The organism is Elusimicrobiaceae bacterium (assembly GCA_028700325.1).
Taxonomy (GTDB): domain Bacteria; phylum Elusimicrobiota; class Elusimicrobia; order Elusimicrobiales; family Elusimicrobiaceae; genus JAQVSV01.
Genome location: JAQVSV010000104.1, coordinates 1 through 5,905, shown reverse-complemented (window position 1 = coordinate 5,905; position 5,905 = coordinate 1). Strand labels below are relative to the sequence as shown.

At 58.4% G+C, this 5,905-nt stretch carries 5 protein-coding genes; all 5 read right to left on the bottom strand.

Features of this window, described 5'->3' with window-relative positions; genetic code table 11:
* Positions 1 to 1,198 (bottom strand): transcription termination/antitermination protein NusA (locus tag PHW69_09620; protein ID MDD4005439.1); only part of this gene is annotated, 1,198 nt, incomplete at its 3' end.
* Between the two features lie 14 nt (positions 1,199 to 1,212).
* Entirely contained in the window at positions 1,213 to 1,674 is a 462-nt protein-coding gene (locus PHW69_09615; protein MDD4005438.1) for a ribosome maturation factor RimP, read from the bottom strand.
* A 350-nt stretch (positions 1,675 to 2,024) separates the two neighbouring features.
* Entirely contained in the window at positions 2,025 to 3,773 is a 1,749-nt protein-coding gene (locus tag PHW69_09610; protein ID MDD4005437.1) for a proline--tRNA ligase, read from the bottom strand.
* 25 nt (positions 3,774 to 3,798) lie between these two features.
* Positions 3,799 to 4,884: a flavodoxin-dependent (E)-4-hydroxy-3-methylbut-2-enyl-diphosphate synthase gene (gene ispG, locus PHW69_09605; protein MDD4005436.1), complete on the bottom strand. Its 1,086-nt coding sequence runs from the start codon at positions 4,882 to 4,884 to the stop codon at positions 3,799 to 3,801.
* A 2-nt stretch (positions 4,885 to 4,886) separates the two neighbouring features.
* Positions 4,887 to 5,905: RIP metalloprotease RseP (gene rseP / locus PHW69_09600; protein MDD4005435.1), on the bottom strand; the 1,019-nt coding region annotated here is incomplete at its 5' end.

Genomic DNA, 5,905 nt, shown 5'->3' with positions numbered 1-5,905 from the left:
CGAGCAGTTCGGCGATCTTGGGGCCGATCCCCTCAACTCCGGTAAGCACCTTGGCGAATTCGTTCTGCAGCTTCTCGGTTTCCTCGCGAACCTGGGTTTCGCTCTTGGCTTCCAGTTCCCAGCCGGGGATCCGCGAAGCGAGCCGGATGTTCTGCCAGTCCCGCCCGATAGCCACCGGCAGCTGGTCGTCCGGCACCACCACCAGCGCGCGCTTGTGCTCGGCGTCGAGCACCCGCACCGAGGTCACCCTGGCGGGCGACATCGCGTTGATGATCATCAGGTGCGCGTCGTCCACGAACGGAATGAGGTCAACCCGTTCGCCGCTCAGTTCGTTGGTTATCGCGCGGATGCGCATTCCGCGCATGCCCACGCACGCGCCGACGGGATCAACTTTGGAGTCCTTGCCCCGCACCACCACTTTCGCGCGGAAACCCGGCTCGCGGTTGATGCTGAGCAGCTCCACCAGCTTCTCCTCCACTTCCGGCACTTCCATTTCAAAAAGTTTCGCCAGAAACTCGTCCGCCGCGCGCGACAGAATCACATACGGCCCCTTCTGCCCCCGGTCCATCTTCATGATGGCGGAGCAGTACCGCTTGTATTGCGGCTCTTCCATGATTTCCTTCTGCGTCAGCACTTTGAGTATGATCGCGCGGATGCGCCCGTTGGGCGCGTAGCGTTCCTTGCGGATCTGCTCGCAGAACGGCAGCAGCCCTTCCGCTTTGCCGAGATCAACTATGATATCCCGGTCGGAAAACCGCCGCACAACGCCCGTGAGAATTTCGTCTTCGCGCGGCTTGTATTCGCGGAACATGCTGTCGCGCTCGATATCGCGTATTTTCTGGATCAGCACCTGCTTGGCGATCTGCGCCGCAATGCGCGAAAATTCGCTGACGCTCAGCCCTATCGAAATTTCATCGCCCACTTCGGCGGTCGCTATCTTTTCTTTCGCTTTGCTTAACGCAATTTCGGTTTCGGGAGTGAAAACCGTTTCCACCACCTTCATCACCTGATAGGCGCGGATAACGCCCGTTTCAGGGTCCATCCGGGCCACGATCTGCGCGTTTTTGCCGATATGTTTGCGCAAAGCCGACACAAGGGAATCCTCGATCGTCTTGAAAACGTCTTCCCGTTTAATATTGCGCTCGCGTTCCAGCTGCTCAAGCGCGATCATAAGCTGTTTTGACTGGCTCTCGTCCATTTCTCATTCCTCCCTTAAAATTCAACAACGGGGTCCAGCACGGCTTTTTTGACCCGGTCATATTTGAAAGTAAACCTGCTGGTTCCGTCAAACAGGGTAAACTGCGCGTCGTCCGCGGATTCGATGACTCCGGTAAAAACCGCCCTGTTCTCCACCATTTCGCGCAAAACCACTTTTGCCCGCTCTCCGGCAAACCGCAGGTAATGGGCGGGCTTCTTTAGCGGCCGGTTAATGCCCGGCGATGACACTTCTATTATGTATCCCTGCGGGAAAAACTCCTCCATATCAAGCACGCCTTCTATTTTTCCGCTCATGCGCGCGCAATCCTCAACATTGATCGCACCCTCCAGTTTATCAATAAAAAACTGGAGCGTCGGCTTGCGGCCGGTTCTGCTTACAACTATATCCACCAGCTCGATACCGTTCTGCTTGAAAACGGGCGCCAGCGCCTGTTCTATTTTAGAGTTATCTGCCATATTCCATTCCTGAACGCCGGCCCGCGGGTTCCACAACCACGGCAGGCTTAAAAAAAGAGTGGCTTTTGACAAGCCACTCCGCCACGCAAATTAGGATAGCATATTTCTTTATAAAGGGTCAATTCAAAAGGCACCCGGAATTTTGCCGCGCGGACAGCTTTTTATAAAAAATGCGGGCGCCAATATGGCGCCCGCTGTCCCTCCGCATGAATCCTCTCTAAAAACCCCTCATCCATGCCTCACACATATATTATAGCAAACTTACACCAAAATAACTACACGGCAGTTTGTGACTTTGATCACACGTCACAATTCCGGGCCAGGCGTCGGATCCCGAATCCCGCTTAAAATCAGACTGAACGCCTGAGTTCAGCCAGCTTAGCCGCCAGTTCCGCCAGTTTCCAGCGCGCCCCGAACCCCTCTTCGGTGCGGCGTTTGAATTCCACTTCGCCGTCCTTGAGAGTTTTGGAACTGACAACAATACGCACCGGCAGGCCGAGCAGATCGGCGTCTTTAAACTTCACGCCGGGCCGTTCGTCCCGGTCATCCCACAGCGCGGTAAGCCCGGCCTGATGAACAAGCCCGTAAATCCTGCCGGCCTCAACTTCCACTTCCGGCGTGTCGGGTGTGGAAATGGAGATAAGGCTTATATCGAACGGCGCGAGTGGAGCGGGCCAGATGATGCCGTTTTTGTCGTGGCACTGCTCGATCGCCGCGGCCACTATGCGCGATACGCCTATGCCGTAACAGCCCATAATCATGGGCCGGGACTGCTGGTTTTCATCCACAAATTCGCATTTCATCGGCGCGGAATAGCGGGTTCCCAGTTTAAAGGTATGACCCACTTCGATGCCGCGCTTAAGTTTGAGCGGAGCGCCGCATTTCGGGCAGGGATCGTTTTCGGCGGCCTCTTTCAGGTCGTAATACCCGTCCGGCTCGAAATCCCGGCCGGGATTTACGTTCACGGTATGCTTATCCGTCGCGTTCGCTCCGGCGATGCCATTGATCATGGTTTTGACATGATTGTCGGCTATTAATAATTTGAGCGGAGTTTTTGCGCCGTCAGCGGGAGTAAACCGCGCGCGGATATCCACCGGCCCGGCAAACCCCACCGCGCAGCCCGCGACAGCCTGATAAACCGTTTCCGGCGCCTTTTCAAGCGCCGCGCATTTCAGCGTCCTGACCAGCTTGAACTCGTTTAACTGGTGATCTCCGCGCATAAGCACCATTACCGGTTCTCCGTCGGCAAGGTAAAGCAGCGCCTTGATGAATTTTTTCGGCTTGGCTTTAAGAAATTCCGCAACTTCCCCGATGGTGGTCACGCCCGGAGTGTCCAGGTCTTTCAGCGGTTTGGGTTCGCCTTCCGGCGCGGCCTCGGAAGGCGCGGCCACTTCGGCTTTTTCGGTATTGGCTGCGTAACCGCAGGCGCAGTAGGCGATGGCGTTTTCGCCGGTTTCCGCTATCACCATGAATTCGTGCGAAAAATTCCCGCCGATCGCGCCAGAATCGGCCTCCACCGGCGCATAATCAAACCCGCACCGCTTGCAGATGCTGTTATACGCCTCGAACATTTTACCGTAAATTTCGTTCGCGCTTTCTTCGGTGGCGTGAAAGGAATAGGCGTCCTTCATATAAAATTCGCGCGCGCGCATCACGCCGAACCTGGGGCGTATTTCGTCGCGGAACTTCTCGCCGAACTGGTAAAGCACCAGCGGCAGCTGGCGGTAGCTGCGCACGTCGCCGCGGACCATAGCGGTGATCACTTCCTCGGCGGTGGGGGCGAAGCAGAATTCCGCGTCCTTGCGGTCGGTTATCCTGAGCAGTTCCTTGCCGTACACGTTCCAGCGCGCGGTTTCCACCCAAAGCTCTTTGGGCTGAATGACGGGCAGCCATACTTCCTGCCCGCCGGCGCGGTTCATTTCCTCGCGCACGATCTGCTCGACCTTCTTGAGGGTACGCATGCCGGCGGGCAGCCACTCGTAAATCCCGCTGGCGAGCTTGCGGATCAGCCCGGCCCGCAGCATAAGCGCGGCGGAAACGGTATCCGCGTCCTGCGGAGCTTCCCGCAGTGTAGGCAGAAAATATTGACTCAGTTTCATGTTGCAATCTCCTAAAACAGCCGGTCTAAAGCGATTGTATTTTTTCGATCAGTTCGGCGATCCAGCGCCCGCAGGGAATCTGGCGGCCGGGCCTGCCGTTCTCTATCCACACTCCGACGTTTTTGCCGCCCGCTATCCCGAAATCAGCCGACCGGGCCTCGCCCGGCCCGTTCACCACACACCCCATGACCGCGATCTTGAGACCTTCCGCTTTATGACGGAGCGCGGGATCGCCGTAAATCCGGCTCTCGAGCTCGCTAACCGTGCCGTGCACGTCCACCTGGCAGCGGCCGCAGGTGGGGCAGGATATTATGTCGGGGCCGTAACAGCGCAGGCCCAGCCCTTTCAAAATCTCGTAAGCGGTGCGAACCTGCAAAACCGGATCCTCGGTAAGCGAAACACGCACGGTATCGCCCAGCCCCTCGCCCAGCAGCGAGCCTAACGCCATTGACGACTTCACCACGCCCGGCAGAAAACTGCCCGCCTCGGTCACGCCGATATGCTGCGGGATATCGCTTTTCCGCGCGAACAGCCGGCAGGCCATAAGCGTGCGTTCCACGTCGTCGGCTTTGAGCGAAACCAGTATATCGTGAAACCCGCAGGCTTCCAGTTCGGCGGCTTCGCTTAACGCCTCCTCCACCATGATTTCGGCCCATTTTTCGGGTGACCACGCCGGTTTGCCTTCCACCATCCGCAGCGCCTTCAATGAACCCGCGTTCACGCCGATACGGATGGGAACGCCCGAACCGGAGCAGGCGAGCGCCACCTCGCGCACGCGGCCCCTGTCGCCGATATTGCCGGGATTGATGCGGATTTTCGCCACACCCTGCCGCACGGCCTCAAGCGCGAGCCGCCAGTCAAAATGTATATCCGCCACGAGCGGAATCGAAATCCGTTTTTTTATGACGCCGAGCGCCTGCGCCGCCGCCATGTCAGGCACGGCTACGCGGATGATTTCGCAGCCGGCGTTTTCCAGCCGCCTGATCTGGGCCACCGTCGCTTCGGTGTCGCGCGTGTCGGTGTTGCACATTGACTGCACGCGCACGAGGTTGCCGCCGCCCACCTTAAACGGCCCGATGCCGACCGTGCGGGTCCGCGCTCTGGTAAACATGGCTATCGCGCCGCAGCCGCCTGTCCGGCGGGCGGAGCGGCAACCGCGGCCGGCGCGGCGGGAGCGGCCTGTTCGGCTTTGGCTTTTTCGGCGGCGGCTTTCTCCAGCCGCGACTTGCGGATGCGCGCTATATCGCTGTAAGTGGCGAACACCAGAAGACAAACCAACAGCACCATGCCGACCGAGTTGACGCGCTCCAGCAGCTTTTCGGTGATTTTGCGGCGGCTGATGCCTTCCCACAGGAAAAGGACTATCGTGCCCCCGTCGAGCATCGGAATCGGGAACAGGTTAAACAGCCCGATCGCCACCGACAGCAGCGCGATAAGCGATATGAAATTTTCCATGCCGCTGTGCGCCGCTTTGCTCACGATCTGCACAATGCCGACCGGACCGGCCACATCAGGCTTCCTGCGGTTGTAAATTTCTTCCGCAAGCGTTTTTACCGTATAATAAGTCCAGAACCAGCATTGCCGGGCGCCCGTGCCGACCGCGCTGGCAAAACTCACCGGCGTATACACCACCTGCGGCGTCACGCCGACCAGCCCGAACTTCGTTTTCTCGTCCAGCCGGGGAACGACCGTCGCGGACGCCTCAACCCCGCCGCGGGAATAGACTATCTCGGTGGGCTGCTGCGGACGGCTATGGATTGCAGTAGAAAAATCAGTCCACGAGGCGACGGTGATGGTGGACACCCGCAATATCGTGTCGCCCGCTTTAAGGCCCGCCGCTTCCGCCGGATAGCTCGCCATGACCTCGCCTAGCACGGGCTTCATGGAATAATCCGGCTCGCCGACAAAAAACACCAGCCCCGTAAACAGCACGAATGCCAGCACATAGTTCATGAGCGGGCCGGAAACCACCACTATAATCCGGCTGTACCACGGTTTAGCGAAATATTCCCACGGCTTGTCGGCCGAACCGGCCACGTCCTCGCCGGCCGGCTTTACATAGCCGCCCAGCGGAATACTGTTGATTTTGTATTCGGTGAACCCGTATTTCCGTTTCCAGATCGTAGGGCCGA